The organism is Streptomyces incarnatus (genome assembly GCF_001027185.1).
Classification (GTDB): Bacteria; Actinomycetota; Actinomycetes; order Streptomycetales; family Streptomycetaceae; genus Streptomyces; species Streptomyces puniciscabiei.
This window is the reverse complement of record NZ_CP011497.1, coordinates 6,734,384-6,759,282: the sequence shown is the minus strand read 5'-3', so window position 1 is coordinate 6,759,282 and position 24,899 is coordinate 6,734,384. Positions and strand designations below refer to the sequence as shown.

General features: G+C 72.9%; 24 protein-coding genes. 10 read left to right on the top strand and 14 right to left on the bottom strand.

Annotated elements, in window-relative coordinates; translation table 11 throughout:
* Positions 1-462 (top strand): MaoC family dehydratase, encoded by a 462-nt coding sequence (locus ABB07_RS30585; protein WP_208901746.1) that lies wholly within the window; start codon positions 1-3, stop codon positions 460-462.
* Between the two features lie 12 nt (positions 463-474).
* Here the strand turns inward: ABB07_RS30585 and ABB07_RS30580 are convergent, their stop codons facing one another.
* The 3 genes from ABB07_RS30580 to ABB07_RS30570 all read right to left on the bottom strand — a co-directional run bounded on the left by ABB07_RS30580 (position 475) and on the right by ABB07_RS30570 (position 2,670).
* Complete coding sequence (locus tag ABB07_RS30580) at positions 475-1,098, bottom strand: TetR/AcrR family transcriptional regulator (protein ID WP_208901745.1); 624 nt, start codon at positions 1,096-1,098, stop codon at positions 475-477.
* A gap of 73 nt (positions 1,099-1,171) precedes the next feature.
* Positions 1,172-1,459 carry a YiaA/YiaB family inner membrane protein gene (locus ABB07_RS30575; RefSeq protein ID WP_208901744.1) on the bottom strand — a complete coding sequence of 96 codons (288 nt, stop codon included), beginning with the start codon at positions 1,457-1,459 and terminating at the stop codon, positions 1,172-1,174.
* A 59-nt stretch (positions 1,460-1,518) separates the two neighbouring features.
* Positions 1,519-2,670, bottom strand: a complete 1,152-nt coding sequence (locus tag ABB07_RS30570) for an acyl-CoA dehydrogenase family protein (RefSeq protein WP_208903685.1) — start codon at positions 2,668-2,670, stop codon at positions 1,519-1,521.
* A gap of 102 nt (positions 2,671-2,772) precedes the next feature.
* Here ABB07_RS30570 and ABB07_RS30565 point away from each other — a divergent pair, with 102 nt between their 5' ends.
* The 3 genes from ABB07_RS30565 to ABB07_RS30555 all read left to right on the top strand — a co-directional run bounded on the left by ABB07_RS30565 (position 2,773) and on the right by ABB07_RS30555 (position 5,419).
* On the top strand, positions 2,773-3,450 hold the full coding sequence (locus ABB07_RS30565) for a TetR/AcrR family transcriptional regulator (RefSeq protein ID WP_208901743.1): 678 nt from the start codon (positions 2,773-2,775) through the stop codon (positions 3,448-3,450).
* Between the two features lie 41 nt (positions 3,451-3,491).
* A complete protein-coding gene (locus ABB07_RS30560) occupies positions 3,492-4,205 on the top strand; it encodes an ArsR/SmtB family transcription factor (protein ID WP_208901742.1) in 714 nt (237 codons plus the stop codon).
* A gap of 275 nt (positions 4,206-4,480) precedes the next feature.
* Positions 4,481-5,419, top strand: coding sequence for a DMT family transporter (locus tag ABB07_RS30555; RefSeq protein ID WP_425264773.1), 939 nt, complete (start codon positions 4,481-4,483; stop codon positions 5,417-5,419).
* A gap of 30 nt (positions 5,420-5,449) precedes the next feature.
* Here the strand turns inward: ABB07_RS30555 and ABB07_RS30550 are convergent, their stop codons facing one another.
* From ABB07_RS30550 to ABB07_RS30505, 10 genes are all read right to left on the bottom strand, one after another.
* Positions 5,450-6,532, bottom strand: coding sequence for a Zn-dependent alcohol dehydrogenase (locus tag ABB07_RS30550; protein WP_208901741.1), 1,083 nt, complete (start codon positions 6,530-6,532; stop codon positions 5,450-5,452).
* A 16-nt stretch (positions 6,533-6,548) separates the two neighbouring features.
* Positions 6,549-7,937 carry an aldehyde dehydrogenase family protein gene (locus tag ABB07_RS30545; RefSeq protein ID WP_208901740.1) on the bottom strand — a complete coding sequence of 463 codons (1,389 nt, stop codon included), beginning with the start codon at positions 7,935-7,937 and terminating at the stop codon, positions 6,549-6,551.
* Positions 7,938-8,096: 159 nt separating this feature from the next.
* Positions 8,097-9,437 carry an ABC transporter ATP-binding protein gene (locus ABB07_RS30540; protein WP_208901739.1) on the bottom strand — a complete coding sequence of 447 codons (1,341 nt, stop codon included), beginning with the start codon at positions 9,435-9,437 and terminating at the stop codon, positions 8,097-8,099.
* 136 nt (positions 9,438-9,573) lie between these two features.
* Entirely contained in the window at positions 9,574-10,263 is a 690-nt protein-coding gene (locus tag ABB07_RS30535; RefSeq protein ID WP_208901738.1) for a class F sortase, read from the bottom strand.
* Positions 10,250-10,936 (bottom strand): hypothetical protein, encoded by a 687-nt coding sequence (locus tag ABB07_RS30530; protein ID WP_208901737.1) that lies wholly within the window; start codon positions 10,934-10,936, stop codon positions 10,250-10,252. The genes ABB07_RS30535 and ABB07_RS30530 overlap by 14 nt, the downstream gene beginning before the upstream one ends.
* Positions 10,937-11,036: 100 nt before the next feature.
* Positions 11,037-12,272: an MFS transporter gene (locus ABB07_RS30525; protein WP_208901736.1), complete on the bottom strand. Its 1,236-nt coding sequence runs from the start codon at positions 12,270-12,272 to the stop codon at positions 11,037-11,039.
* Positions 12,273-12,293: 21 nt separating this feature from the next.
* Complete coding sequence (locus ABB07_RS30520) at positions 12,294-13,682, bottom strand: CitMHS family transporter (RefSeq protein WP_208901735.1); 1,389 nt, start codon at positions 13,680-13,682, stop codon at positions 12,294-12,296.
* Positions 13,683-13,806: 124 nt separating this feature from the next.
* The gene (locus tag ABB07_RS30515; protein ID WP_208901734.1) at positions 13,807-16,038 is read right to left on the bottom strand and encodes a molybdopterin oxidoreductase family protein; all 2,232 of its coding nucleotides are present in this window, start codon (positions 16,036-16,038) and stop codon (positions 13,807-13,809) included.
* Positions 16,039-16,139: 101 nt separating this feature from the next.
* Positions 16,140-16,757 carry a TetR/AcrR family transcriptional regulator gene (locus tag ABB07_RS30510; protein ID WP_208901733.1) on the bottom strand — a complete coding sequence of 206 codons (618 nt, stop codon included), beginning with the start codon at positions 16,755-16,757 and terminating at the stop codon, positions 16,140-16,142.
* Positions 16,758-16,821: 64 nt separating this feature from the next.
* Positions 16,822-17,544: a hypothetical protein gene (locus ABB07_RS30505; protein WP_244189564.1), complete on the bottom strand. Its 723-nt coding sequence runs from the start codon at positions 17,542-17,544 to the stop codon at positions 16,822-16,824.
* Positions 17,545-17,707: 163 nt separating this feature from the next.
* On the opposite strand from ABB07_RS30505, the gene hmgA reads away from it, so the two are divergent.
* From hmgA to ABB07_RS30490, 3 genes are read left to right on the top strand one after another with little or no spacing between them, the layout of a single operon-like run.
* A complete protein-coding gene (gene hmgA, locus ABB07_RS30500; RefSeq protein ID WP_208901732.1) occupies positions 17,708-19,018 on the top strand; it encodes a homogentisate 1,2-dioxygenase in 1,311 nt (436 codons plus the stop codon).
* A 54-nt stretch (positions 19,019-19,072) separates the two neighbouring features.
* Positions 19,073-19,822, top strand: coding sequence for a GntR family transcriptional regulator (locus tag ABB07_RS30495; RefSeq protein ID WP_208901731.1), 750 nt, complete (start codon positions 19,073-19,075; stop codon positions 19,820-19,822).
* A gap of 25 nt (positions 19,823-19,847) precedes the next feature.
* Entirely contained in the window at positions 19,848-21,002 is a 1,155-nt protein-coding gene (locus ABB07_RS30490) for a type ISP restriction/modification enzyme (RefSeq protein WP_208901730.1), read from the top strand.
* A 31-nt stretch (positions 21,003-21,033) separates the two neighbouring features.
* On the opposite strand, the gene ABB07_RS30485 is transcribed toward ABB07_RS30490, so the two are convergent.
* Complete coding sequence (locus ABB07_RS30485; protein WP_208901729.1) at positions 21,034-21,756, bottom strand: TetR/AcrR family transcriptional regulator; 723 nt, start codon at positions 21,754-21,756, stop codon at positions 21,034-21,036.
* Positions 21,757-21,819: 63 nt separating this feature from the next.
* On the opposite strand from ABB07_RS30485, the gene ABB07_RS30480 reads away from it, so the two are divergent.
* From ABB07_RS30480 to ABB07_RS30470, 3 genes are read left to right on the top strand one after another with little or no spacing between them, the layout of a single operon-like run.
* Positions 21,820-22,788 carry an ATP-binding cassette domain-containing protein gene (locus ABB07_RS30480; RefSeq protein WP_208901728.1) on the top strand — a complete coding sequence of 323 codons (969 nt, stop codon included), beginning with the start codon at positions 21,820-21,822 and terminating at the stop codon, positions 22,786-22,788.
* Positions 22,785-23,567: an ABC transporter permease gene (locus ABB07_RS30475; RefSeq protein WP_208901727.1), complete on the top strand. Its 783-nt coding sequence runs from the start codon at positions 22,785-22,787 to the stop codon at positions 23,565-23,567. Before ABB07_RS30480 ends, ABB07_RS30475 begins: the two co-directional genes overlap by 4 nt.
* Positions 23,568-23,621: 54 nt before the next feature.
* Positions 23,622-24,830: a CaiB/BaiF CoA transferase family protein gene (locus tag ABB07_RS30470; protein WP_208901726.1), complete on the top strand. Its 1,209-nt coding sequence runs from the start codon at positions 23,622-23,624 to the stop codon at positions 24,828-24,830.
* Positions 24,831-24,899: the final 69 nt, after the last annotated feature.

Below are 24,899 nucleotides of genomic sequence, written 5' to 3'. Positions count from 1 at the left end.
ATGGCAGAACCGAGGACCTTCACCTCCCCCGACGAGCTGAAGGCGGCCGTCGGCGAGCAGCTGGGGTACACCGACTGGCTGGAGGTCGACCAGAAGCGCGTCGACCTGTTCGCCGAGGCCACCGGGGACCACCAGTGGATCCACGTGGACCCGGAGAAGGCCGCGGCGGGCCCCTTCGGGACGACCATCGCCCACGGCTACCTCACGCTCTCCCTGCTCCCGCTCTTCGGGCCGCAGCTGATGAGCGTCGAGGGCGTGAAGATGGGTGTGAACTACGGCACCAACAAGGTCCGCTTCCCCTCCCCCGTCCCCGTCGGCTCCCGGCTGCGCGCCACCGCGAAGATCACCGGCGTCGAGGACGTCACCGGCGGTCTGCAGGTGACCGTGGCCTTCACCGTGGAGCGCGAGGGCGGCGACAAGCCGGTGTGCGTCGCGGAGTCGGTGGCCCGGTACTACTTCTGAGCGCGGGGGCGGCTACTTCGCCCCGACCATCCGGAGCACGAGGTCGGCGTAGAGCGCGCCGACCTCCTCGGGGGTGAACGGACCGTCCACGGTGAACCAGCGGGCCACGTCGATGCACAGCGACAGCACGGCGAGCGTGGTGCCCTTGACGTCCAGGACGTCGAACTCGCCCGAGGCCACGCCGTCCTCGATGATCCCGCGCACCTCGGCGTCGACCTGGCGGCGCAGCGCGACGATCTCGGCGCGGGCCTCGGGGCCGAGGGCGTCGAGTTCGTACTGCACGACCCGCGCGGTGGTGCGCCGTCCCGCGTGCCAGCGGACGAAGGAGCCGACCGCGTCGGCCAGCCGCTCGGTCGCGGTGCCCTCCCGCCGCGCGGCCGTGCGCAGGATGTCGAGGGCCTTGTCGTGGCCGATCCGGCTGATCCGGTGGAGCAGCTCTTCCTTGGTCTTGTAGTGGATGTAGAGCGCGGCCGGGCTCATGCCGGCGCGGCCCGCGATGTCTCGGGTGGTCGTCGCGTGGTAGCCGCGCTCGGCGAAGGCCTCCACGGCGGCGACGAGCAGCCGCCGGGCCGCGTCCGGGGTGACCTCTTCCCACGGCTCCACTTCGCCGCCGGTCGTCTCCTCCGCCGTACTCATCGCTCGCTCGCCCCTCTCGATGACAGGAGCACCACCATACCGCCGACGGTGAGCGAGCGCTTAGTGCAGCCGGTCAGAGCTTCTCGAAGGGGTCGTGTTCGGCCAGCAGCTTCTCCAGGCGTGCCTGGTCGACGCGGCTGACGATCTGACCGGCCTCCTGCCGGTCCCGGATCACCTTGGCGAGCGTGAAGGCGGAGGTGACGAGATAGAGGACGGCGATGGCCAGGAAGGCGCGCACCCACGCGTCGGCGCGGAGCTGGTAGATGCCGACGGCAGTGGCCACCATGGCGACCGCGAAGGACGCGACGGCCTGACCGTAGAAGGCGGCCGTGCTCTGCTGTTTGACCGGTGTGTCACTCATGGGAAGAGCATCGGCGGATGTGGCCCGCGCCACATCCGCTCGCGTACTCAGATCGGTACTCAGAACGCCGAAACCCCGGTCAGGGAACGCCCGATGAGCAGCTTCTGGATCTGACTGGTGCCCTCGTAGAGGGTCATCACGCGGGCGTCGCGCAGGAGTTTGCCGGCCGGGTACTCGTCGATGTACCCGTACCCGCCGAAGACCTGGAGGGCGTTGTTGGCGGCGCGGACGGCGGCCTCGGAGGCGAACAGCTTGGCCTTGGAGGACTCGACGGCGAACGGCTGCCCGCGGTCGATCAGATCGGCGACGCGCCAGGTGAGCAGCCGGGCGGCGTCCACGTCGACGGCGATGTCGCTGATCAGCTCCTGCACCAGCTGGTGGTGGGCGATGGGCTTGCCGAACTGCTCGCGCTCACCGGCGTACCGCACGGCCGCGTCCAGCGCGGCCTGCGCGATGCCGACGCAGCCGGCGGCCACCGACATCCGCCCCTTGGCCAGCGCGGACATGGCCACGGAGAAGCCCCGGCCCGCCTCGCCGAGCATCGCGGACGCGGGCACCCGCACGTCCTCGAGGACGAGTTCCGCGGTGGCCTGGCCGCGCAGGCCCAGCTTGCCGTGGATGGTGCGGCGGGTCAGGCCGGGGGTGTCGGTGGGCACGAGGAAGGCGGAGACACCCTTGTGGCCGGGGGCGTCGGTGGAGCGGGCGAAGAGCAGCACGACGTCCGCCCACGTGCCGTTCGTGATGAACATCTTGGTGCCGTTGATGACGTAGTCGTCGCCGTCGCGTACGGCGCGGGTGACCAGGTTGCCCGCGTCGGAGCCGGTGCCGGGTTCGGTGAGGCCGAAGCAGCCGACGTACTCGCCGGCCGTCAGACCCGGCAGCCAGCGCCGCTTCTGCTCCTCGTCGCCCCAGGCGGCGATCGTCTTGGCGACGAGCCCGAGGGACACGGAGACGATCCCGCGCACGGAGGAGTCGCCGCGCCCCAGCTCCTCGGTGACCAGGCAGTACGCGAGGTGGTCGCCGCCGGAGCCGCCGTACTCCTCGTCGATGGTCAGCCCGAGGAAGCCGAGCTCGCCGAGCTTCTTGACGATGCCCCGGTCGACCTCCTCGGCGCGGTCCCAGGCGACGACGTGCGGGGCGATCTCGCGTTCCACGAAGTCCCGGGCCAGCTGCCGTACGGCGGCCTGTTCCTCGCTGAGCCCCAGGTTCACCACGCGATCACCCCACAGAAGACGACACCGATGACGGATCTTGAAAGCCGTACATTTAAATTAGCACTGCTAGTTTCCGTCCGCAGCCCTACTATGTGCGCCATGGCCCGACCGCGCAAGCCCCTCCTCAGCACCGACCGGATCGTCGAGACGGCCCGGGAACTCGTGGACCGGGAGGGCCTGGCGGCCGTCTCCACCCGTCGGCTCGCCGCCGAGCTGGGGGTCAGCGGGCCCTCGCTCTACAACCACTTCCGCACCAAGGACGAGATCCTGGAGGCGGTCGCCGACTCGGTGAGCGGCCTGGTGGACCTGTCGATGTTCGAGGGCGGCACGCACGGCCGGGACTGGCGCACCGCGCTGCACGACTGGGCCGTCTCCTACCGGGCCGCCCTGCGCGACCACCCGAACATCGTCCCGGTACTGGCCCGGGGTCCGGGGCGGCGGCCGGCCGCCCTGCGACTGGCCGACGCCGTGTACGGCGCGATGGTCGACGCCGGCTGGCCACCGGCACAGGCGACCTCCATCGGCGCGCTGATGCGGTACTTCGTCATGGGCTCCGTGCTCGGTTCGTTCGCCGGGGGCTTCGTGGACGACGCGAGCGCCTACGACCCCGCCGACTATCCCCACCTGGGCCAGGCCCATCTGCTCGCCGAGCAGCAGGAGAAGATCGACGAGCGGGCCTTCGAGACGGGGCTCACGGCGCTGCTGGACGGGCTGGCGCAGCAGTACGAGCAGGTACGGCGGCAGGTGCAGCAGGTGCAGCAGGGCGTGCAGCGATAGTTCGGTGGGCGCCGAAGTGTCCGTGCCGCATGCTGGGCGGTATGACCGCCAAGGACCCGCAGGCCGCCGGCCTGGCCGCGCTCGCCTCCCTGATCGCCGACGAGACCCGTGCCGCGTGTCTGCTGGCGCTGCTCGACGGGCGGGCCTGGACGGCCGGTGAGCTGGCCCGGCACGCGGGGGTCGCCGCGTCGACGCTCAGCGGGCATCTGGGCAAGCTGGTGGCCGGGGGCCTGCTCGCGGAGGAACGGCAGGGGCGGCACCGGTACGTACGGCTGGCCGACGCGCATGTGGCGCAGCTGGTCGAGGACCTGGCGGCGCAGGTGCCTCCGGCGGCTGTACGGCGGGCTCCCCGCACCCTGCGTGAGTCGAGTGCCGGGTCGGCCATGGCCCGGGGCCGTACCTGTTACGACCATCTCGCGGGGCGGCTCGGGATCGCGGTCACCGATGCGCTGACCCTGCGGGGGCTGCTGCGGCAGGACACCGGGTTCGCGCTCACGGACGCGGGGCTGAGGTGGTTCGCCTCGGCGGGGATTGCCCTTGACGTGGCGAGTCGGCGGCCGCTGGCCCGGGCGTGCCTGGACTGGACCGAGCGGCGGCCCCATCTCGCGGGGGCGGCGGGGGCCGCGTTGTGCCGGCATGCGCTGGAGGCGGGGTGGTGCGTGCGGATCGGCTCCGCGCGGGCCGTGAAAGTGACTCCGTCGGGGGAGCGGGAGTTGTCGGCGCTGCTGGGTATCTCGTGGGAAGAGCTGTGCTGAATGCGGCTACCGGGGTGGGGAGTTCTGGCCGTTGCCGGGTGCAGGTCGTGCGTGGTTGCTCGCGCAGTTCCCCGCGCCCCTGAGGGAACTGCAGTGCCCTGCGCCTTCGAAGCACCGCCGCCGCTGCGGGCAGTCGTGCCGCTGGGGCGGCACGGGTGGGCGCAGCGGCACCTTGCCGGCGCCAGTGAGCGACCCGACCCCCGCCCAGCTCCGCCCCGGGCGTCCTGTCCGATATCCGCCAGCCAGGACACACACGCATACCTAACCTCGGGAGCATGATGAACACCGCCCCACGCCCACACCTGCTGCCGGCTTGCGCAGCTGTCGTCACCGTCGTCCTCTGGGCGTCGGCCTTCGTGGCGATCCGGAGTGCCGGGCAGGAGTACTCCCCCGGCGCGCTGGCGCTCGGGCGGCTGGCGTCGGGTGCGCTCGCGCTGGGGGTCATCTGGGCCGTGCGCCGGGAGGGACTGCCGCCGAGGGGCGCCTGGCGCGGGATCCTGCTGTCCGGTGTGCTGTGGTTCGGCTTCTACATGGTCGTGCTGAACTGGGGCGAGCAACAGGTGGACGCCGGTACCGCCGCCCTGGTCGTCAACGTCGGCCCGCTGCTGATCGCCCTGCTCGGCGCCCGGCTCCTCGGTGATCCGATGCCGCCGCGGCTGCTGGCCGGGATGGCCGTGTCGTTCGCGGGCGCGGTGACCGTGGGGCTGTCCATGTCGGGCGGCGGCCGCAACTCCGTACTCGGCGTGGTGCTGTGCCTGCTCGCCGCCGTGGCGTACGCCGCCGGCGTCGTCGCGCAGAAGCCGGCCCTGGGACGGGCGAGCGCCCTGCAGGTGACGACCTTCGGGTGTCTGGTCGGGGCGGTGGCGTGTCTGCCGTTCGCCGGGCAACTGGTGCACCAGGCCGGGCACGCGCCCCTGCCGGCCACCCTGGGCATGGTCTACCTGGGCGTGTTCCCGACCGCGCTCGCTTTCACCACCTGGGCCTACGCCCTCGCCCGCACCACCGCCAGCCGGATGGGCGCGACGACGTACGCCGTGCCCGCGCTGGTGGTGCTGATGTCGTGGCTGGTGCTCGGTGAGGTGCCGGGCGTGCTCACGCTGGGCGGCGGGGTGCTGTGTCTCGCGGGTGTGGCGGTGTCGCGGTCCCGGGCTCGCGGCGGCCGCACGTCCCGGGTCGCGGCCGGTGGGAAGCCGCGACCCGAGAAGGTCCGCTGAGCCTTGCGGACCGAGCGTCGGAACCGGGCGTCAGAACACCACCAGCGCCCGGCCGCCCTTGCCCGCGAGCATGTTCTCGAAGGCCGCCGGGATGCCCTCCAGGGCGATGCGTTCGGTGACCAGCGCGGAGAGGTCGAGGCGGCCTTCCCGCACGTGCTCGGCGAGCACCGGGATGTCGCGGGCCGGGTCGGTGTTGCCGTAGACGCAGCCGGACAGGGTGCGGCCCCAGTGGAAGATCTCCAGGGCGTTGAAGGTGACCTCCTGGTCCTTGCCGCCGATGCCGACGACCGTCGTACGGCCGCCCCGGCGGGTGGAGTCCCAGGCGGCGCGGATCGACACCGCGCGGCCCACGCACTCCACCGAGACGTCGACGCCCTGCTTGCCGGTGAGGGCGCGGATCTCGCGGGGGGTGTTCTCGGAGGCGAGGACGTAGTCGGTGGCGCCGGCCGCGCGGGCCAGTTCCTCCTTCTCCGGGGAGACGTCGACGGCGATGATCCGGGACGCGCCGGCGATGCGGGCCGACTGGAGGGTGGCGAGGCCTACCCCGCCCGCGCCGAAGACGGCGACCGTCTCGCCCGCGCGGACCTTCGCCGAGTGGTGGACGGCGCCGTAGCCGGTGAGGACGGCGCAGCCGAGGAGGGCGGCGTCCGCCAGCGGCACGCCCTGCGGGAGGGGCAGTACGCAGGACGCCGGCACCACCGTCTCCTCGGCGAACGCGGCCACGTTCAGGCCGGGGTGGAGGTCGGTGCCGTCGGTGGTGCGGGCGTAGACGTCGGCGGCGCCGTTCAGGGCGTTGGCGCACAGCCAGACCTCGCCGAGCGCGCAGGCGTGGCAACTCCCGCAGGACGGGGCCCAGTTGAGGACGACGGGGTCGCCCCCGCCGACATGGGTGACGCCCTCGCCGACGGCCACGACCGTGCCGGCGCCCTCGTGGCCGAGGACGGCCGGGACGGGGACGCGCATGGTGCCGTTGGACAGGGACAGGTCGGAGTGGCAGACACCGGCGGCGGCGAGGCGGACCCGGACCTGTCCGGGGCCCGGGTCGGGCAGCTCGATGCCGGTGATCTCCAGGGGTGCGCCGATGGCGGGCAGAACGGCGGCTCGTACGGCCATGGGTTCGCGTGCTTCCTTAGAACTGGAGGGACTTGGTCTGGAGGTACTCGGTGAGTCCGTGCGCGCCGAGTTCCCGGCCGACCCCGGACTGCTTGTAGCCGCCGAAGGGGGCGAGGGGGTTGAAGCGGCCGCCGTTGATGTCGACCTGGCCGGTGTCCATGCGGCGGGCGAAGGCGACGGCCTCGGCCTCGTCGCCGGCCCAGACGGCGCCCGCGAGGCCGTACACCGTGCCGTTGGCGATGCGCAGGGCGTCCTCCTCGTCGTCGTACCTCAGGATCGACAGGACAGGGCCGAAGATCTCCTCCTGGGCGACGGTCATCTCCGGGGTGACGTCCGCGAGGACCGTGGGGCTGACGAAGTAGCCCGTCTCGCGCGGGGATCCGGGACCGCCGGCGACCAGGCGGGCGCCCTCGGCGATGCCCTTCTCGATGTAGCCGCGCACGCGCTGCTGCTGCTTGGCGTTGACGACCGGGCCGATGCGGTCGCCGTACCTGGCGGCGGCCGCGGCGGCCAGTTGGACCGCCTCGTCGTACTGGTCGCGGTGGACCAGCATGCGGGTCCAGGCGCTGCAGGTCTGGCCGGAGTTGGACATCACGTTGGCGACGCCGACGTTCACCGCCTTGGCGAGGTCGGCGCTCGGCAGGATGACGTTGGCGGACTTGCCGCCGAGTTCGAGGGCGACCTTCTTGACGGCCGCGCCCGCCACCGCGCCGATCTGCCGGCCGACGGCCGTGGAGCCGGTGAAGGAGACCAGGTCGACGCCCGGGTGCTCGGCGAGGGCCTGCCCGGCGACCGGGCCGAGGCCGGTGACCAGGTTGAACACACCGGCCGGTACGCCCGCCTCGTGCACGGCCTCGGCGAAGAGCTGGGCGGTGAGCGGGGTGTCCTCGGCGGGCTTGACGACGATCGTGCAGCCCGCGGCGAGCGCCGGGGCGACCTTGGCGACGATCTGGTGCAGCGGGTAGTTCCAGGGGGTGATCGCGCCGACCACGCCCACGGGCTCGTGCAGGACGGTGGAGTTGCCGACCTTCTCCTCGAAGGAGTGGGTCGCGGCCAGCTCGGCGTAGGAGCCGGCGACGGCGATCGGCACGGCCGCGTGCACGGCCTGGGAGAACTGCAGCGGGGCGCCGAGCTCGGCGGTGACCGTCTCGGCGATCTCGTCCTTGCGGGCCACGAGGGCGTCGCGGAGGGCGGTGAGGCGTGCGGCGCGCTCGGCCGGGGGCGTGGCGGCCCAGGCGGGCAGGGCGGCGCGGGCCGCGCGTACGGCGGTGTCGACGTCCAGGGCGCCGCCCGCCGGGACCCGGGCGATGACCTGCTCGTCGGCCGGGTTCACGACCTCGATGACATCCGTGCTCTCGGCGGGGCGCCAGGCGCCGTCGATGTAGAGGCCGTCGTGTGCCTTCATGCTGCTTCCTCCCGGCGGGTCTGCGTGGTCCGGCACACAAACTAGCGGCGTTAGTTTTTCGGCGCCAGACGCACTCCGGCGCCGGGCGCGGTCCGACACCGGACGTACCAGGACATCATCGCCGGGGCGGCAGCTCCTCACTCGTGCGGGTGCCGTACCTCACTCGTCCAGGTCGGGCAGCCGGTCGGGGGACGGGCAGATGCGGTCGCCCTGCTGGTCGAAGACGAAGAGATGGGCCAGGTCGACGAGGAGCGGGACCTGCATGCCGTGGTGCAGCCGGAGGTCCGGGGTGGTGCGCACCACCAGGTCGCCGGGGAGCCGGCCCTCCGGGGGCGCGGGTTCGGGCCCGGTGTCCCCGGGGTGTTCGAGCACCACCACCGGTCCGGCGCGCCGCGAACCGGCCCGCTCCCGCAGCCGGTCCAGCACGGTCGGGCCTTCCCTGCGCCGCCGGCGCGCCGGGCGGGCGGCGGGCCGCGGGGCCTCCAGGTCGGGTACGACGGCGGGGCGCGAGCCGGTGTCGAAGTGGACGAGGATCTCGTGCCCCTGGAACTCCACGTGCTCCACCAGCCCGGTGATCGCCGCCTCCCCCGCCCGGGCGGAGCTGTGCCTGGCGATGCGCACGGCCTCCGAGCGCAGCCCCACGATCACCTCGCGGCCCTGCTGCACCCGCAGCAACTGGTGGTCCAGACAGAGCGGTTCGGGCAGCCGCAGGGCTTGCTTGCCCAGGCTGATGGTCATGGCGCCGTCCAGCGGGGCGCGGACCAGGCCGCGCAGCAGGTTGATGCGCGGGGTGCCGATGAAGGCGGCGGTGAAGACGTTGCGGGGCAGTGCGTAGACCTGGCGCGGGGTGCCGACCTGCTGGAGCACTCCCCCGCGCAGCACGGCGACCCGGTCGCCGAGGGACATCGCCTCGGCCTGGTCATGGGTGACGTACACCGTGGTGACGCCCAACTCGCGGGTCAGCCGGGATATTTCGGCACGCAGATGGTTGCGCAGCTTGGCGTCGAGGTTGGACAGCGGCTCGTCCATCAGGAAGGCGGAGGGGTGGCGGGCGATCGCCCGGCCCATCGCGACGCGCTGGCGCTCGCCGCCGGAGAGCTGGCTGGGGAAACGGTCGAGCAGGTCCTCGATGCCCAGCATGCGGGCGGTGGCGCCGACGCGCGGGGCGGGGTCGGCGCCGGGGTCCTCGATGCGCAGCGGGAAGCCGATGTTGTCGCGGCCGGTCATGTTCGGATAGAGGGCGAAGTTCTGGAAGACCATGGCCATGCCCCGCTCGGAGGGCTGCCAGTGGTTGGCGTACTCGCCGTCGAGCAGCAGCTCGCCCTCGTCGATGTCCTCCAGGCCGGCGATCATCCGCAGCACGGTGGACTTGCCGCAGCCGGACGGGCCCAGCAGGACCAGGAACTCGCCGGGCGCGATGTCCAGCGAGAGCCCGTCGACCACGCGCGTGCCGCGTGTGTAGGACTTGCTCACGTCGTGCAGTTCGATGGCGCGTGTCATGCCTGCCGCCCCCGGGGGCTGTCCGGAGCGCCGCTGCTCCGTGGTCCGAAGACCCCGCGGGTCGAACGGGGCCTGTGAGTCACGGAAGTTAACGGACTGTCGCGGGCCGGGGGAAGACGTCGCACGGCCCGTCCCCTCACCTGGTCGCGGTCAGGTGCGCGAAGACCACGACGTTGCTCGTGTAGCCCGTGCGGCGGTTGTAGAAGCCGCCGCAGGTCAGCACGCGCAGCTCCGGCCGTCCGGCCGGGGCGTAGACCTCCTTGTCCGGGAAGCCCGCCTTGTCGAAGACCTTCATCCGGTCCACGGTGTAGACGGCGGTACGGCCGTCGGCGCGTTCCACCTCGATGAGTTTGCAGGGTTTGATCTGGGCGAGCGCGGTGAAGACGGCCGGGCCGGTCGTGGTGTCCCGGTGGCCGACGGCGATCGCGGTGCCGGGCTCGCCCGGAGTGGGGCCGCCCTCGTACCAGCCGACCAGCCTGGGCTTGTCCACCGGCGGGGTCTCCAGCTGCCGGTCCTTGTCGAGCCGGAGCGGCGTGACCGGTGCGTCGACGCCCAGGAAGGGGATGCGCAAGGACGTCGGCCGGGACCGGGGCAGCGGGTGCGGCGGCGGTCCGGGCGGGGGCTCGCAGGACGCCTCCCCGTCCGCGCCGGCTCCGCCGGCGGCCGCCACCGAGTCCGGGTCGCCCGCCCGGCCGGGCCCGGGGTGGCCGCCGCCGCACCGGCTCCCCACCGTCACCAGGACGGTCACCAGCAGTGCCGTCCTGGTGAGGCGGTAGGCGCGGGTCCGGTACCAGGGCCTGCGTCTGCGGCGGCTACGCGGCGCCATGAGGCCGCCGGCGGTTCCGCCGGGCGTACACGCCACCGCCGACCGCGATCAGGCCCACGGCACCCGCGGCGGCCACGGGCGAGTACGCGGCGGCCTTGTCGATGAGCCCGCCGCCGCCCGCGTGCACACCGCCGCGCGGCGGGTCGTTGTCGTCCCTGTCGCCCCAGCCCGGCCCGTCCTGCCGGTGGTCGTGGCGGTCGTGGTCGTGGTCGTGGTCCTCGATCTGCCCGTTCGGACCGTGTTCGTCGTGCCGCTCGTGGCAGTTGACGCGGAAGAGCTTCTCCTTGACGGCACCCGCCGCGACCCAGGTGAGCTTGTACTGCCCGTCGGCCAGGCCGATCACGTCGGTGTGTCCGGCGCCCTCGGCGAGCTGGATGACACCGGTGACGGTGGCGGCGCTGGGCAGCGGGGGCTGCGCCTGGATGATGTAGGGGATGTTGGGCAGGATGTCGAAGTTGACGGCATCGAGGTAGAACTTGCAGACCACCGGATCGTCCTGCCCCGTTCCGGGCCGTCCGCTGCCCACGCTGTGCACTCTGATGTCGCCGTTCGCCCCTTGGGCCGCCGCGGTCGGTGCCACCACCCACGACGCACCCGCCGCGGCGAGGGCGGTGAGAACGACAGTGGCGCCCGCACGGGAGCGAAAGGCACGTAGTGAGGTCTGGGTGGACATGCACATTCCTCCGAGTCAGACGATTTTCATACAAATCGTTCTTTCGACTGGACTGTGCTGGATGCACACCCTTCCTGACGAAGCGACACCCGGCGGGCCGTCAGAGACCGCTCGTCCGGCGCAATCCGGAGCGCGCCCGCCCCCGCCTCGGCGGGCCGACCCGCCCCTCGGGCCGCTCGGGCGACCGCAGCGCCACCGCCGACGACAGCAGCAGCAACGCCCCCAGCATCACGAACGGCGCCGCCACCCCGGCCACACCCGCGACCAGGCCCGCGGCGGCGGGCGCGGCGGCCTGCCCGAGCCGGTTGCCGGTCAGCCGCAGCGCGAGCGCCGTGGAGCGGGCCGCCTCGGGCGCCGCCCGCACCACCGTCGTCATCGACAGCGGCTGGCCCACGCCCAGGCAGAAACCCAGCGCCGTGAGCATCGGACCGAGCGCCCACACCGGCACCGGAAGCGCGACTCCCGCGCACAGCACCGCCGCCAGGAGGCAGGTCAGCGTGAGCAGGGCGGGGCGGCCGAGCAGCCGGAGCAGCGGGGTGAGCACCAGACGGCAGGCGATCGTGGCGCCGGCGCGGAGGCTGAGCAGGACGCCGACCACCGAGGGGGCGATGGCCCGGTGTTCGCCGACCACCGGGAGATACGCGGTGAGGATGTCCGTCGCGGACAGGACGGAGAGGCTGATCAGCATGCCCGCGGGCACGCCACGGGCGCGCAGGATGCGGCCCACCGGCACACGGTCGCCCCGCGGCCTGGAGGGCATGACGGCCGTACGGTCCTCGATGCGCCACAGCGAGGTGAAGGCGACCGCCGCGCCCGCGCCCGCCACCACGAGGGCGAGCGCGCTGCTGTGCGCCATGTCGGGGCCGCCGATCAGCGCGCCCGCGGCGATGGGGCCGATGAGCTGGCCGAGGGAGGCGCCGATGGTGAAGTGCCCGAAGTCGCGGTCCTGTTCGTGCGGCGCGGACTGCCGGGCGACCAGCGACTGGGCGCCGATGACGAAGCAGAGGTGGCCGAGGCCCATCACCCCGCTCCACAGGGCCATCGCCCAGAGGGAGTTCACCAGTCCGCTGAGCGCGCAGCCGCCGGAGATCAGGACCACGCCCGCCGGGAGCAGGGGTGCGCAGCGGCCGTGGTCGGTGCGCCGGCCGAGCGGTACGGCGGCGAAGAGGGGCAACAGGGCGTAGACGCCCGCGATGACGCCGACCGCCCGCTCGTCCGCGCCCAGTGCGAGCGCCCGGTAGGAGACCGCGGGCCGGGCCATCGACACCGCCCCCTGCGCGAAGCCGAAGGCGAGGACGAGGCGGAGCAGCCAGCCGCGGTTGCCACCGGGCGCCATGAGGTCTTCCTCCTCGAGGTGTCAGATGATGCCGAAGAGGATCCCTGCCCCGAGCACCACCAGGGATGTCAGGGCGGCCCACTTGACCACGAACCGGGTGTGGTCGCCGAACTCCACCTTGGCCATGCCGACCAGGACGTAGACGGCGGGCACGAGCGGGCTGGACATGTGCAGCGGCTGGCCGATGATCGAGGCGCGGGCGATCTCCAGCGAGGAGACGCCGTGCGCGTGGCCGGCCTCGGCGAGCACCGGCAGGATGCCGAAGTAGAAGCCGTCGTTGGACATGAAGTACGTCAGCGGGATGCTCAGCACGCCGGTGACGAGGGCCATGTGCGGGCCCATGCCGGCGGGGATGTTGCCGACCAGCCACTTGGCCATGTGGTCGACCATGCCGGTGCCCTGGAGGACGCCGGTGAAGACGGCGGCGGCGAAGACCATGCCGGAGACGTTCAGGACGTTCTCGGCGTGCGCGGCGATCCGGGCCTTCTGGTCGGGCATGTGCGGGAAGTTGACGGTCAGGGCGAGTGCCGCGCCGAGCAGGAACAGCACCGGGATCGGCAGCCACTCCATGATCATCGCGGTGAGCAGGGCGACCGTGAGCAGCGCGTTGAACCAGTACAGCCCGGGACGCAGGGTGGGGCGGTGCGGGTCGAGGCCCTGGAAGCCCTCGCCCTCGGGCAGACCCGCGCCGGTGCCGGAGCCCGAACCGCCCGTCCGCACGGGCGACTTGCCGGAGCCGGCGCCCACGAGAACGGTCTCGGCGGGCTCCTCCACCAGCACCGCGTCCAGCGTGAGCACGCCGAGCCGCCTGCGCTCGCGGCGGCCGAGGACGCAGGCGAGGACGAGGACGAACAGCAGGCCCATGGCGAGGGCCGGGATCATCGGCACGAAGACATCGCTCGCGTCGACCTTCAGCGCGGTCGCGGCACGGGCGGTCGGGCCGCCCCACGGCAGCGTGTTCATCACGCCGTTGGCCATGGCGGCCACGCCGGTCATCACGACCAGGGACATCTTCAGGCGCTTGTACAGCGGGTACATCGCCGAGACGGTGATCATGAAGGTGGTGGAGCCGTCGCCGTCCAGGGAGACGATCGCGGCGAGGACCGCCGTACCGACGACGATGCGCAGCGGGTCGGCCTTGCAGAACCTGAGGATGCCCCGCACGATCGGGTCGAAGAGGCCGACGTCGATCATCACACCGAAGTAGACGATCGCGAACATGAGCATCGCCGCGGTGGGGGCGAGGCCGGTGACGCCGTCGATGACGTAGTCGCCGAGCTCGGCGCCCTTGCCCACGAACACGCAGAACAGCGCGGGTATGAGCACGAGCGCCGCGATCGGCGACATCTTCTTCAGCATGATCAGGACCAGGAAGGTCGCGATCATGGCGAAGCCGAGGATGGTCAGCATGAATGGATACCTAACGTTCGCCCTTGAACATCCCACCTGGGGGTCGGCGGTGCGATGACGTTAGGTCCCGTCGAATGGCGTTAACAAGACGTTGACGTGTGAGCAATAAGCGCGAAAGTCCAGGTCACAGGCTTGGGGTGAGGTGGACGGGGATCCCGTTCAGGACAGCGTTGCCCGAGAGCGGGTCCAGCAGGCTGCCGTCGAGGAGCTGGTTGACGTTGACTCCGGGCGCGGTTGCGGCGTGGCCGAGGCGGGTGCCGGGACGGTCGTGCCCCCAGCCGTGCGGGAGGCTCACCACCCCGGGCCGTACGGCGTCGGTGACCTCGGCCGGCGCCACCACCTCTCCCCCCGCGCCCTTCACCCGTACGTCCGCCCCGTCCCGGAGGCCGAGCCGGTCCGCGTCCTCGGGGTGGATGTGCAGGGTGCAGCGGTTGGAGCCGCCGGTCAGGGCGGGCACGTTGTGCATCCAGCTGTTGTTGGAGCGCAGATGGCGGCGGCCGACGAGGACGAGCCCCGCGGGCCGCTCCCGCAGGGCCTCGCGCAGCCGGGGCAGGTCGGCGGCGATCGGCCCGGGCAGCAGTTCCACCGTGCCGCTGCGGGTCTTCAGCGGCTGCGGCAGGCGCGGGCGCAGCGGGCCGAGGTCGATGCCGTGCGGGTGGGCGAGCAGCCTGGCCAGGCTCAGTCCGTCGGGCCGTACGCCGAAGCCGTCGCCGTACGGGCCGAGACGCAGCATCATGTCCAGGCGGCGCTCGGGGCCGGTCTCGCCGGTGAGCTGCCCGGCGAGTTCCTTCGGGTCGCGGCCGTACACCGGCGAGTGGGCCTCCGTCACGGCCTTGCCGAGGGTCTGGTCGATGACCATCGCGTCGACGGCGGCCGGGTCGGTGCCGTGCATGCCGGTGGCCGCGAGGATCAGCCGGGCGAGGATCTCGCTCTCCGCCATGCGGCCGGGCTCCAGCGGGACCGCGGGGCGGCTGTAGCGGACCTGGTTGCGCACGGCGAGGGTGTTGAAGGCGAAGTCGTGGTGCGGGCTCTGCGAGGGCGGGGGCGGGGGCAGCACGACGTTCGCGTGGCGGGAGGTCTCGTTCAGGTACGGGTCGACGCTGACCATGAAGTCCAGCGAGTCCAGGGCCTTGTCGAGGCGGTCGCCGTCGGGCGCGGACAGCACGGGGTTCGCGGCCACCACGATCAGCGCGCGGACCGGCTCGCCCTCGCCGGTGGGGGTGTCGATCTCCTCGGCGAGCGCGGAGAGCGGCAACTCTCCCTTGGCCTCGGGAAGTTGACGTACCCGCGAGCGCCAGCGGCCGAGGGCGAAACCGCGCCCGGGTCCGGCCGGCCGGGGTGTCCTGTCGGTGGCGGCCTGCGGGAAGAGGGCGCCGCCGGGGCGGTCCAGGTTGCCGGTGAGGATGTTGAGGACGTCCACCAGCCAGCTGGCCAGGGTGCCGTGCGGGACGGTGCAGCTGCCGATGCGGGCGTAGACGGCGGCGGTGGGGGCGGCGGCGAGTTCACGGGCGAGGGTGCGGATGGTCTCCGCGTCGATGTCGCAGGCCCCGGCCACCGCGTCGGGAGTGAAGTCGCCTATCGCGTCCCGGAGTTCATCGAGGCCTTGGACGTGCGGGGCGAGGCCGGCGAGATCGGTCAGGTCCTCCGCGAAGAGGGTGTGCGCCATCGCGGCGAGCAGCAGGGCGTCGGTGCCGGGGCGGATCGCCAGGTGCCGGTCGGCGAGCTTGGCGGTGCGGGTGCGGCGCGGGTCCACCACGGTCAGGTGGCCGCCGCGCGCCTTGAGCGCCTTGAGCCTGCCGGGGAAGTCGGGGGCGGTGCACAGGCTGCCGTTGGACTCCAGCGGATTGGCGCCGATGAGCAGCAGGTGGTCGGTGTGGTCCAGGTCCGGTACGGGGATGGCGTTGGCGTCGCCGAAGAGCAGCCCGCTGGAGACGTGCTTGGGCATCTGGTCGACCGTGGAGGCGGTGAACACGCTGCGGGTGCCGAGGCCGGCGAGCAGGACCGGCGGGTAGAGGGCACCGGCCACGGTGTGCACGTTGGGGTTGCCGAGGACCACGCCGACGGAGTTCGGCCCGTGCCCCTCCAGGACCGGGCGGAGCCCTGCGGCGACCGCGTCGAAGGCCTCCTCCCAGGTGGCCTCGCGCAGCTCTCCGTCCCGGCGCACGAGCGGGGTGCGCAGCCGGTCGGGGTCGGAGTCGACGGCCCCGAAGGACGCGCCCTTGGGGCAGATGAAGCCCTTGCTGAAGACGTCCTCGCGGTCACCGCGGGCGCCGGTGACTCGGGTGCCCTCGATGGTGAGGGTCAGCCCGCAGGTGGCCTCGCAGAGGGGGCAGATGCGCAGGGCGGTGCGGGACACGTGTCCTCCCGGGGGTCGGCGGCGGTGCCGGGTGAGCGCGGAGCGGCTCGAGGTGAGCATACCGACCGGTATGCACGGAGGGGAGGTCTCTCCGGTGATCGTCAGTCGAGCACGCGTCCCAGATACGCGCGCAGCAGCTCCCGGGTCTCGGTGATGATCGCCTCGTCGCCGTGCGGGTCGGTCCGGAAGGCCAGCTGGACGAGGGTGTCCGCGCTCTCCACGGCGACCAGGAACACCCGGCGCAGGTCCTCGTCGGGGGTCCGGCCGAGGTAGCCGGAGAGCAGGTCGGTGAGGCGGTCGGCGACGCGCGTGTTGGGCTCGGCGTGCCGGGTGCCGACGGGTATCTGGTTGCCGAAGTCGACCAGGGAGAAGCCGGGTGCGGTGCGCTTCATGGCCAGGTACTCGTCCAGGACCGCGTCCATCGCGGCCCGCCAGTCGCCCCTGTCCGCCTTCTTCAGCCGCTCGGTGACGCGCTCGGTGTACCGCTCCAGGTTGCGCTGGGCGAGGGCGTCGGCCATCTGCCGCTTGTTGCCGAAGAACCGGTAGACGGAGCCGATGGGCACGCCGGCGCGCAGGGCGACGGCACGGGTGCTCAGGTCGTCGTAGCCGACCTCGTCGAGGAGTTCGGCGCAGGCGTCGAGGATTCTGGTCAGGCGTTCGGCGCTGCGCCGCTGGACGGGCGCGCGGCGGAGCGATGTCGCGTGGGGCACGGGCTTCATGATGCCTCTCCGCCGGGGCCGGGTGAACCTCGCCCTCCTGTACGAAGAAGAGTGGCCGCTGCACTCATTCCCCTGCGACCGGGGAAGCCGTGCGGGCCGGGGGCTTCGCCGGCGCCGTGTGCGCGGGGGCCGAGGGCTTCGCCGACGCCGTACCCGCATGGGCCGAAGGCTGTGTCGACGCCGTACCCGCATGGGCCGAAGGCTGTGTCGACGCCGTACCCACGTGGGCGGAGGGCTGTGTCGACGCGCTTCCCGTGCCCGCCGGGGGCTTCGCCGGCGCCGTGTCCACTCCGGACACCGTTATGTCGGCGGTGCTCTGCACCGGCTTGCCGTGCACGGCCCACACGGTGCCGTCGTCGGCGTACAGGCGGGCGGTGACGTGGTGGGTGCCGTGCGGGACGAGACCGTCGGGCAGGTGGTACTCGCGGGAACGCAGCGGGGTGATCCGGCGGCCGTCGACGAAGAGGTACACGAGCCCGCGCCCGCCGACCGCCATGGGCCCGGCACCGGGCGCGGAGCAGCGGAAGCGGTGGAACGTCAGCCGGACGTCCCAGCCGCCGCCGGAGTCCGGGGTCACCTCGACCGCAACCTGCGGCGCGTCCTTCTTGCCGACCTCGCGCAGGTGCCGGCCGGTCCCGTCGGTGTCGTCCAGGACCTTGCCGACCGGCGAGGACGCGACCGTGCCGCCCTGGGCGTGCCCGGTGGAGCAGGCCGCCGCGCCGAACGGCAGCAGGACGCCCGCCGCGAGCGCGGCGAGGGTCCTGCGGGTCCACGGCGTCCTCGGCATGTTCCGGAGCGTAGGGCAACGCTCCGGCCCACCGGATCCGTCTGAAGTCTGGTTCCGGCCAGTCCCCGGCATCCCTCCGGCGGAGTACGCGCGGTCCTCTTGCGCCCGCCTCCCGCTATTCCTACGGTGTTACATAGGAATCAGGGAGCGCAAGGGAGCGAGCATGAGCGGGGACGCGCGGAAGACCGCCGCGGGACTGTCGTACCTGACCGGGTTCGGCAACGAACACTCCTCGGAAGCGGTGCCGGGCGCGCTGCCCGAGGGCCGCAACTCGCCGCAGCGGGCGCCGCTCGGGCTGTACGCGGAGCAGCTGAGCGGCACGGCGTTCACCGAGCCGCGCTCGCACAACCGCCGCTCCTGGCTCTACCGGATCCGGCCCTCGGCCGCGCACCCGGCGTTCACCCGCGCGGACAACGGCACGATCCGTACGGCCCCGTTCACCGAGACCGTGCCCGACCCCAACCGGCTGCGCTGGAACCCGCTGCCCGAGCCGCCGGCGGGCACCGACTTCCTGGCCGGCCTGTGGACGCTCGGCGGCAACGGCGACGCCACCCAGCGCACCGGCATGGCCGTGCACCTGTACCACGCCAACGCCTCGATGGAGCGCGTCTTCTCCGACGCCGACGGCGAACTGCTGATCGTGCCGGAGCGCGGCGGTCTGCTGCTGCACACCGAGTTCGGCCGACTCGCCGTGGAGCCGGCACAGGTGGCGCTGATTCCCCGTGGGGTGCGCTTCCGTGCGGAGCTGTTGGACGAGTCGGCCCGGGGTTATGTGTGCGAGAACTACGGGGCGCCGTTCCAGCTCCCCGACCTCGGGCCGATCGGCGCCAACGGCCTCGCGAACGCACGGGACTTCCAGGCTCCGGTCGCCGCGTACGAGGACGTGACCGGCCCGGTGGAGGTGGTGAACAAGTTCTGCGGCAACCTCTGGACGGCCACCTACGGCCACTCCCCGCTCGATGTGGTCGCCTGGCACGGCAACCATGTGCCGTACGTCTATGACCTGCGCCGTTTCAATGTGATCGGCACCATCTCCTACGACCACCCGGACCCGTCCATCTTCACGGTCCTGACCTCCCCCTCGGACACCCCCGGCCTGGCGGGCGTCGACTTCGTCGTGTTCGCCCCGCGCTGGCTGGTGGGCGAGGACACCTTCCGGCCGCCGTACTTCCACCGGAACGTGATGAGCGAGTACATGGGCCTGATCGAGGGCGCGTACGACGCCAAGGCGGAGGGCTTCGTGCCCGGCGGCGGCTCGCTGCACAACATGATGTCGGCGCACGGCCCGGACCGGGAGACCTTCGACCGGGCGAGCGCGGCCGAGCTGAAGCCGCAGAAGGTCGACGACGGGCTGGCGTTCATGTTCGAGACCCGCTGGCCGGTGACGCTCACCCCGCACGCGGCCGGCGCGGACCACCTCCAGCGGCGCTACGACGACGTGTGGCGGGGTCTCGAGCGCCACTTCCGTGGCTGAGGCCCATGACGCCTCTGTTGCGCCTGACGTTCATCGACGGGTACGGATAGCCAAGTGACCTCCTTCGCTCCGGATTCGATCGTCCTGAACCGCAAGCTGCCGCTGTGGTACCAGGTGTCGCAGTCGCTGCGCGCCTCGATACTCGGCCGCTCCCCCGAGGACCCGCTGCGGCTGCCCACGGAGGAGCGGCTGGCGGAGCACTACGGCGTGAGCGTGCTCACCATGCGGCAGGCGCTGAAGGAACTGGAGGACGAGGGACTGATCAGCCGCCACCGGCGGCGCGGCACGTTCATCGAGCCCGGCGTCCGGCGGGGCGCGCCCGTCCGGCTGCTGGGCTCGGTGGACGCGATCGTGGCCCAGCAGTCCGGGATGACGACGGAACTGCTGGACCACGGCATGGCACCGGTGCCGGCCGGTGTCACCGAGCACTTCCCGGGCCTCGCGGAGGTGATGACGTACCACCGCCTGCGCAGCGACGAGAAGACCGGCGAGCCCACCAACCACGCGGTGAACCACATCCGCCCCGAACTCGCCGAGCGCATCGATCTGGAGGACCTGGTCCGCTGGCCGATGACGAAGGTGCTGCGGGACGTGGTCGGGGCGGACATCAGCCGCATCACGGACACGGTGGAGGCGAGGCTGGCCGACCCGGAGACCGCCCGGCTGCTCCAGGTGCCGTTGCTGAGCCCGATCCTGCACTACACGGGGGTGACGTACGACAGTGGCGGGCGGGTGCTGGACGTGGCGGTGATCCAGTACCGGGGGGACCGTTTCTCGTTCACGGTGACCCTGGACGCGACCTGATACCGGGTCCGGTCCAGGCCGTACCATGCCCTGCGTGACGTACGACGACGCTCCGCTGCTGGCGGACCTCATGCCGTGGTCCGTCGCACCGCTGCGGCCGGGCCGTGCCTGGCCGACGGCGCCTGATCCCGGCTCGCTGAAGGCCCGCTGGGAGGCGCTGCTCAAGGCCGAGGGCCCGGACCGCGAGGCCCTGTTCGAGCCGACCCGGGCCCGCACCCTCGGCTCGGCGGTGGGCCAGCTCCCCGGCTGTTCCACCGGTACCGAGCGGCTGGCCCGCGCCGAGGGCCCCTGCGCCGAGCCGGTCCGCGTCCTGGCGGCGCCCTTCGACGAGCAGTGGCTGATCCCGGACCACCGGCTGATCGACACCGCGCGCCCGGAGTTGTGGCGGGTGGCGGACGCGCACCAGGTCTTCGCGGTGGAGACGGGGGACGGGGCCGACCCGCTGCTGGCGACCTCGCTGCTGCCGACCCTGCGCACCGGCCGCGTCCGCCCGCTGTACCGCCGCCCCGGAGGCGCCGAACCGAATCTCGCTCCGGGCCTGACGGCCCACCTCGGCGACCGCCTGGGCGAGACCCCCGCCCCGGTCGATGTCCTCGCCTGGATCCTCGCGGCCACCGGCCCCGACCTGACCGTCCCGCTCACCGACGACCCCGGCCTGTGGTCGACCGGGGTCGGACTGGGCCGCCGGATGCTGTGGCTGATGCGCCGCGACGGCGAACGCCCCAAGCTGCCGGGCGGCCGCCGCCCCTACGTCCGCGCGCCCCTGCCGCCCCGGCCCGGCACTCTCCGCTACGACGCGGACGAGGAGACCCTCCACCTCGACGAGGGCCGCATCTCCCCCGTCCCACCGGAGGCCTGGGACCACGAGGTGGCCGGAGTCCGGGTCCTGGAGTCCTGGTTCACCACGCGCACGACCCTCGCCGAGCCGGGCACCCTGGCCGCGATCCGCCCGGCCACCTGGCCGCAGGCCTGGACGTCGGAGCTCCTGGAACTGATCACGGTCCTGGCCCTGCTGGCCGAACTGCGGCCCCGGCGCGCAGAGTTTAAGGTACCGGCCTCGATCACGGCGACCGGCCTCCGGGCGGCGGGCGTCCTCCCGGCCCCCGAGTCGTCCCGCCGCCCCGCCTCCGTCCTGGACCACCACGAGGAGGGCCCGGAAGGCCAGTTCACCCTGCTCTAGCGGCACTTCACACGCTCGGCGGGCCCCCGGTTCACCCGGTGCCGTGGCGTGGGTCGAAGGCGTCGAGCACCCGTCGCAGTGCCCGGTCGAACACCGCCTCCAGATCGATCGGGCCCGCGTCCTCCGCGAACGCCGCCGCCATCCTCGGATACGCGCCGGAGGCGACCTGCCGCCCGAGATACGCGACCCGGACCGCGTTCTCCTCGTCCTCCGACCAGGGCAGCGCCCGCACCCGCTCCGCCGTGTCGAGCTCATTGCGGACGTACGTCGTCACCACGCCGTTCAGCATCGCGACGAGCTCCAGCTTGGTGCCGTACGAACTCTCCAGCGGGTCCAGACAGGCCAGGCAGTGCTCCAGATACCGCAGCGCGTGCGGGCTCACGCCGTACACCGGGGACATCAGCCGCGGAACCCAGGGATGCCGGTGCATCAGCGAGCGCGTCTCCCGGGCCACCCGGAGCATGTCGGCCCGCCAATCCCCGCTCGGCTCCCACGGGACCTGCTCGGCGCTGACCGCGTCCACCATGAGCTCGTAGAGGTCCTCCTTGCGGGGGACGTAGTTGTACAGCGACATCGTGCCGCAGCCCAGCTCGGCCGCGACGTGCCGCATGGACACCGCGTCGAGCCCACGCGCGTCGGCGATCCGGACGGCGGCCGCCGCGATGTCGTCGCGGGTGTACGCCGGCTTCGGCCCCCGGCCGGTGCGCTCGGGGCGCGCCCAGATCACCTCGGGGACGGCCCCTCGGACTGCCATGGATCATCACCTCGGCCACCATCCTAGTTACGTACAGCGTACGTAGTGCGATATGGTCGCGGCATGACTACTACGTACGCTGTACTTAGTGAGGGTCTGGAGAAGCGCTTCGGCACGGTGCACGCCCTGCGCGGGCTGGATCTGGCCGTGGCCGAGGGCTCGGTCTGCGGGCTGCTCGGGCCGAACGGCGCGGGCAAGACGACGGCCGTACGGCTGCTGACCACACTGCTGCGGCCGGACGCCGGCTCGGCGCGGGTCGCCGGGCACGATCTCGTCCGGGACGCGGACGCGGTGCGCCGCCGCATCGGCGTGACCGGGCAGTACGCCTCGGTCGACGGCGACCTCACCGGCCGGGAGAACCTGCGCCTGTTCGCCCGGCTGCACCGGGTGCGCGGGCCGGCCGCGCGCGCGGACGAGCTGCTGGAGCGCTTCGGGCTGACCGAGGCCGCCGGCCGCAGGGCCTCCACCTACTCCGGTGGCATGCGGCGCCGGCTGGACCTCGCGGCGAGTCTCGTGCGCCGCCCCGACGTGCTGTTCCTCGACGAGCCGACCACCGGACTCGACCCCGCCAGCCGCGCCCGCGTCTGGCAGGCGGTGCGCGATCTGCGGGCCGCCGGTACGACCGTGCTGCTGACCACCCAGTATCTGGAGGAGGCGGACCACCTCGCGGACGAGATCGCCCTGGTGGACCGGGGCCGGGTCGCGCACACCGGCTCGCCCGCCGAGCTCAAGGCGCTGATCGGGTCCCGCGCTCAGGCCGTGGTCGCGAGCCCGGAGGCGCTGGCGCGGGCGGCCGGCGTGCTCGACCGGCTCACCGGCAGCGAGCCCGTGTTCGACCGCGAGCGCAACGCCGTCGGCGCCGTCAGCACCGACCCGACCCTCACCCTGCCGCGGCTGGTCCGCGCCCTCGACGCGGCGGGCGTGCCGCTGCTGGACGCGAGCCTGCGCCCGCCCACCCTCGACGACGTCTTCCTGCGGCTCACCGGCGAGTCCGGCCAGGGATCCCCCGACAGCAAGGAGCGTGCCGCATGAGCGCGTTGGCGTACGACAGCCTGGCGATGACCGGCCGGCAGCTGCGCCGGGTCCGCAACAGTCCGGGACTGGCGGTCCTCACGCAGATGATGCCGGTCACCATGCTGCTCTTCTTCGGCTATGTGTTCGGCAGCGCGCTGGCCATGCCCGGCCGCGAGTACCGGTCCTTCCTGGTGCCGGGGCTGCTGGTCGCGACCGCGGCGGGCGGACTGATGACCGGCATGTTCCAGGCCGCCGCGGACACCCACCGGGGCGTGACGGACCGGTTCCGCGCGATGCCGGTGAGCCGGGCCGCCGTACCGCTGGGACAGGCGGTGGCGGACCTCGTCGTGACCGGCCTCGGGACTGTGCCCCTGCTGCTGGTGGGGCTCGCGGTGGGCTGGCGGATCGAGGGGTCCGTGCTCGGCGCGGCCGGTGCGGTGGGGCTGCTCCTGCTCTTCCGGTTCGCCTGCACCTGCGCCGGGATCTTCCTGGGGCTGCTCACCCGCAGCGAGGACGCGGCCGGGCAGCTCGGGGCCTCCTCCTTCGTGCTGCCGCTGCTGTCGAACGCCTACATCCCGACCGGCAACCTGCCGGGCTGGTTGCGCACCCTCGCCGAGTGGAACCCGATCAGCGCGGTGACGACCGCGCTGCGGGACCTGTTCGGCAACGCCACGGTCCCGCCGGACTCCGCCTGGCCGGTGGCCCACCCGGTCGCCGGTGCGCTCGCCTGGAGCCTGGCCCTGACCGCGCTGTTCCTGCCGCTCGCCGTGCGCCGCTCCGCACACGCGCGGCGGTGACGGGCTGCCGCCGCCCTACTGACAGACCCGCCGGTCACAGGCCATGATCCGGTCATGGAACAGCCCACGGACACCCAGCCCCTGCCCCTGGAGGGCATCACCGTCGTCGCCGTCGAACAGGCGGTGTCCGCACCCTTCGCGACCCGGCAGCTCGCCGATCTGGGGGCCCGGGTCATCAAGGTGGAACGGGTAGACGGCGGCGACTTCGCGCGCGGGTACGACTCGGCGGCCCGCGGTCTCGCCTCGCACTTCGTGTGGTGCAACCGCGGGAAGGAGTCCCTCGCCCTCGATCTGAAGGATCCGCGGGGCCTGGACGTCGTACGGCGGCTGATCGCGGACGCGGACGTGTTCGTGCAGAACCTCGCCCACGGGGCGGCGGCCCGGCTGGGCCTCGACGCGGCCACGCTGTGCGCGGCGCATCCGCGGCTGATCGCCGTGGACATCTCCGGGTACGGCTCCTTCGGCCCGTACGCGGACAAGCGGGCGTACGACATGCTCGTGCAGTGCGAGGCGGGGCTCGTGTCGGTGACCGGGACGCCGGAGCAGCCGGTGAAGGCGGGCGTGCCGGCGGCGGACATCGCGGCGGCCATGTACGCGTTCTCGGGTGTCCTGGCGGCGCTCGTCCGGCGCGGGACGACCGGGCGGGGCGGGCCGGTGGAGGTGTCGATGCTGGAGGCGCTCGCGGAGTGGCTCGGGCATCCGCTGCACCATGCGATGCATGGAGGTGAGCCCCCGGCGCGCACCGGTCTCGCGCACGCCGTCATCGCGCCCTACGACGCCTATCCGACGGCGGACGGCGGGCGGGTGCTGCTGTCCGTGCAGAACGACCGGGAGTGGCGGCGGCTGGCCGAACAGGTCATAGGCCGCCCGGAACTGGGGACGGATCCGGCGTATGCCACGAACGCCTCGCGGGTCGCGAACCGGGAGAAGACGGACGAACTGGTGGCGGGGGCGCTCGGCGCGCTGGACGCCGAGGAGGCGCTGGCCCGGCTGGAGAAGGCCGGGATCGCCTGCGCCCGACTGCGTGACCTGCACGAACTCGCCGGGCATCCACAGCTGGCGGCCCGCGGGCGGTGGCGTGAGGTGGGTTCTCCGGTCGGGCCGTTGCAGGCGCTGCTGCCTCCCATCACGCTGCCGGGCGGGGACGAGGCTCGGATGGGTGATGTGCCCGCGCTGGGGCAGCACACCGGGGCGCTGCTGCGTGCCGTGGGGATGACGGACGACGAGATCGCAGCGATGCGCCGGGACGGTGTGGTGGCCTGAGCGCCGACGGCCCGGAGCGGTTCCGGGGGCCGCCCGGCCGGGTCGGCGGCGGCTCGGTGGTGGCTCGAC